1 protein-coding gene and 2 pseudogenes are annotated in these 3440 nt (G+C 70.5%); 2 read left to right on the top strand and 1 reads right to left on the bottom strand.

Translation table 11 applies throughout. The features are described from left to right. Positions 1-1828: beta-galactosidase (locus ACWEVO_RS32910; protein WP_452311335.1), on the bottom strand; the 1828-nt coding region annotated here is incomplete at its 3' end. Between the two features lie 177 nt (positions 1829-2005). On the opposite strand from ACWEVO_RS32910, the pseudogene ACWEVO_RS32905 reads away from it, so the two are divergent. Next, a pseudogene (locus ACWEVO_RS32905) lies at positions 2006-3169 on the top strand (ABC transporter substrate-binding protein); the annotation flags it as partial. Positions 3170-3346: 177 nt separating this feature from the next. Beyond that, positions 3347-3440, top strand: a pseudogene (locus ACWEVO_RS32900) (septum formation family protein); the annotation flags it as partial.

The raw sequence follows: 3440 nt of genomic DNA, 5'->3' as shown, positions 1-3440 counted from the left end.
GGACCACCTCCACGCCGGCCGGGGCGGCGGCCGCCGGACGTACGCCGGCCTCGGCGAGCAGCCGGGCGACCAGCCGGTCGGTGGCCACCTCGTCGAGCCGGGTGGCGACGTACCAGGCGGCGCCGGCGCCGACCGGGTGCCGGGTGAGCGCGGGCACCCCGGGCAGCGGCCCGTCGGCGTACGTGGCGAGCACCTCGGCGCCCTCGGCGTGCAGCCACTCGGTCCACACGTCGGCGCTCGCGCCGTCGTCGAGGCGGACCCGCTCGCCCTGGCGCAGCGGGAAGAACTCCTCGGTGCGCACCCCGAGCAGCTCCCGGTAGGCGCCCGGGTAGCCGCCGAGCCGGATGTGGTCGTGCTCGTCGACGATGCCGCTGAAGTACGTCACCAGCACCGTTCCGCCGGCCTCGACGTACCGGCGCAGCGCCTCGGCGTCGGCGTCGCGGACCAGGTAGAGGGTGGGCACCAGGACGAGCCGGTAGCCGGACAGGTCGCTGGCCGGGTGCACCACGTCGGCGGTGACGCCGGCCCGCCAGAGCGCGCCGTGCAGGGCGGCCAGCCGGTCGGCGTACGTCACGTCGACGCTGGGGTGGGAGTCGAGTTCGGCGCCCCACCAGGCCTCGTAGTCGAAGAGGATCGCCACGTCGGCGTCGACCCGGCTGCCGCGTACCTCGGCCAGGGCCTTCAGGTCGGCGCCGAGCCGGCACACCTCGCGGTAGACCTTGGTCTCCGGACCGGCGTGCGGGACCAGCGCGGAGTGGAACTTCTCGGCGCCGGCTCGGGAGGCCCGCCACTGGAAGAAGAGCACCCCGTCGGCGCCGCGCGCCACGTGCGCGAGGCTGTTGCGGCGCAGCTGGCCGGGCGTCTTCGCGACGTTGCGCGGCTGCCAGTTGACGGCGCTGGTGGAGTGTTCCATCAGCAGCCACGGCGCGCCGCCGGCGACCCCGCGGGTGTGGTCGGCGGCGAGAGCCAGGTTGACCTGCGGCTGCGGGTCGGCGGCGGTGAGGTAGTGGTCGTTGGCCACCAGGTCCACATCGGCCGCCCACGAGTGGTAGTCGAGGTACTTGACGCCGGTGCCGATCATGAAGTTCGTGGTGACCGGCTGCGGGGCGAGCCGGGTCAGCAGCTCCCGCTCGGCGCGCAGTTGGGCGCGCTGCTCGTCGGAGGAGAAGCGCAGGAAGTCCAACTGCTGGGTGGGGTTGGCGAAGGTCGGCGCGGTCCGCGGCGGGTTGATCTCGGCCCAGTCGTGGTAGCGCTGGCTCCAGAACGCGGTGCCCCAGGCGGCGTTGAGCGCGTCCAGGTCGCCGTAGCGGTCGCGCAGCCAGCGGCGGAACGCCTCGGCGCTGACGTCGCAGTAGCAGTGCACGTTGTGGCAGCCCAACTCGTTGGAGACGTGCCACATCACCACGGCCGGGTGGTCGGCGTACCGGCCGGCGACGGCCTCGACCAGGGCCAGCGAGCGCTCCCGGAAGACCGGTGAGCTGGGACAGTACGCCTGCCGGCCGCCCGGCCAGAGCACCGTCCCGTCGGCTCGGCGGGGCAGCGTCTCGGGGTGGCGGTGGGCCAGCCACGGTGGCGGGCTGGCGGTGGCGGTGGCCAGGTCGACGCTGATCCCGCCGTCGTGCAGCAGGTCCAGGGCCCGGTCCAGCCAGCCGAACTCGAAGCGGCCGGGGGCGGGCTCCAGCAGGGCCCAGGAGAAGATCCCGACCGAGACCAGGTTGACCCCGGCCCGGCGCATCAGCGCGACGTCCTCGGCCCAGGTCTCCTCGGGCCACTGCTCCGGGTTGTAGTCGGCGCCGTACCAGATGCTCTCGCCGTGCCAGGTCCGCATGACAGCAGAGCGTGCCCCGGAGCGGCACCCAAGTCAACACTTTCCAACATCGACAGCTCTTACAACGTTTACCTGGCCAACGCCTTGTCACAACTGGGTTATCGCTGTCCGTCCGCCCCCTTGACAGCGCGGAACCAAGGGGTAGCTTCAACCGCCACCGGCTGTTTGTGTTCGGACATGTGGATTCACGGTGGATCGACCACTGCCAGCACGAACACCGATCCCCGCCACCCATCACGGCCCTTGGGCGCAGCGCACCTCTTCCACGCAGGAGGCACAATGTCCCGTCCCCGCTCGCAAGCCGAATACCTCGCCCGACTCGTACCCCCGTCCGTCGCCGGCCTGAACCGCCGCTCGCTGCTCGCCGGCGCGGCCGGCGCGGGCGCGCTGCTGGGCACGGGACTGCTCGCCGGCTGCGGCTCCGACTCCGGCTCCGGCGGCGACGCCAAGACCGTGTCGCTGGGCTCGAACCAGTCGGACCCCAAACCGAAGGACGTCATCGCCAAGGTGATGGACGGCTTCAAGACGTCGTCCGGGGTCACCGTCAACATCAACACGGTCGACCACAACACGTTCCAGGAGAACATCAACAACTACCTGCAGGGCAAGCCGGACGACGTGTTCACCTGGTTCGCCGGCTACCGGATGCGATTCTTCGCCGCGAAGGGCCTGACCGGCGACGTCAGCGACGTGTGGGGCAAGCTCTCCGGCTACTCCGACGCCTTCAAGAAGGCCTCCACCGGTGACGATGGCAAGCAGTACTTCGTGCCGGCGTCGTACTACCCGTGGGCGGTCTTCTACCGCAAGTCGGTCTGGCAGCAGCACGGCTACCAGGTGCCGAAGACGCTCGACGAGCTGAACACCCTCGGCGCGCAGATGAAGAAGGACGGCCTCAACCCGATCGCCTTCGGCGACAAGGACGGCTGGCCCGCCATGGGCACCTTCGACATCCTCAACCTGCGGATCAACGGCTACCAGTTCCACGTCGACCTGATGGCCGGCAAGGAGGCATGGACCTCCGACAAGGTGAAGAAGGTCTTCGACACCTGGGCCGGCCTGCTCCCCCTCCACCAGCCCGACGCGCTCGGCCGGACCTGGCAGGAGGCCGCCCAGTCGCTGCAGCAGAAGAAGAGCGGCATGTACCTGCTCGGCCTCTTCGTCGCCCAGCAGTTCAACAACGACGAGCAGGACGACCTGGACTTCTTCACCTTCCCCGAGGTCGACTCGACCATCGGCGCGAAGGCGCTCGACGCCCCGATCGACGGCTACATGATGGCCCGCAAGCCCAAGTCCGAGGCCACCGCCAAGAAGCTGCTGGAATACCTCGGCTCCAAGGACGCCGCGAACATCACCGTCAAGAACGACCCGAGCACCCTGGTCGCCAACACCAGCGCGGACACCAGCGGCTACACCGCGCTGCAGAAGAAGGCCGCCGAGCTGGTCGGCTCGGCCACCGAGATCGCTCAGTTCCTCGACCGGGACACCCGGCCGGACTTCGCCTCCACGGTGATGATCCCGGCCCTGCCCACCGCTCCCGGCTGGGCGGCCGGCTCCCGCTGGTACCGGTGTGACCTGAGCGAGCTGACCACGGTCGAGGTGGCGGCCCGGGTGG

The organism is Micromonospora sp. NPDC003776, from assembly GCF_053605645.1.
Note: the sequence above shows the minus strand (reverse complement) of the source record. Positions and strands in the feature narration are given on the sequence as shown.